Below are 265 nucleotides of genomic sequence, written 5' to 3'. Positions count from 1 at the left end.
CAGCAAGGAGATCTGGCATGACAGACATCAGTCAAGAGCTGATTGCGCGGGTAAGACAAGCCAGCCATGACGGCACAGCACTACAAATCATGGGCGGGGGCAGTAAGCAGTTTATGGGACGTGAGCCAATAGGCGACCCCATCAGTCTTAGCGAGCACAAAGGTATTCTCAGTTATGAGCCGATCGAATTGGTGCTGACTGCTCGTGCTGGAACCTCAATTACTGAGATTAATAGCGCATTGGCCGAACACAATCAGTGCTTAGC

The 265-nt window shown here is 51.3% G+C and carries 1 protein-coding gene; it reads left to right on the top strand.

Annotation, left to right across the window (positions count from 1 at the left end; all coding sequences use genetic code 11):
* Window positions 1-17: 17 nt before the first annotated feature.
* On the top strand, window positions 18-265 hold a 248-nt coding region (locus AAEY75_RS15580), incomplete at its 3' end, for an FAD-binding protein (protein ID WP_352260100.1).

This window comes from Psychrobacter sp. TB55-MNA-CIBAN-0194 (genome assembly GCF_040309505.1).
GTDB classification, from domain to species: Bacteria; Pseudomonadota; Gammaproteobacteria; order Pseudomonadales; family Moraxellaceae; genus Psychrobacter; species Psychrobacter fozii.
The sequence above is the reverse complement of the archived record's forward strand: the minus strand, read 5'-3'. Positions and strand labels throughout refer to the sequence as shown.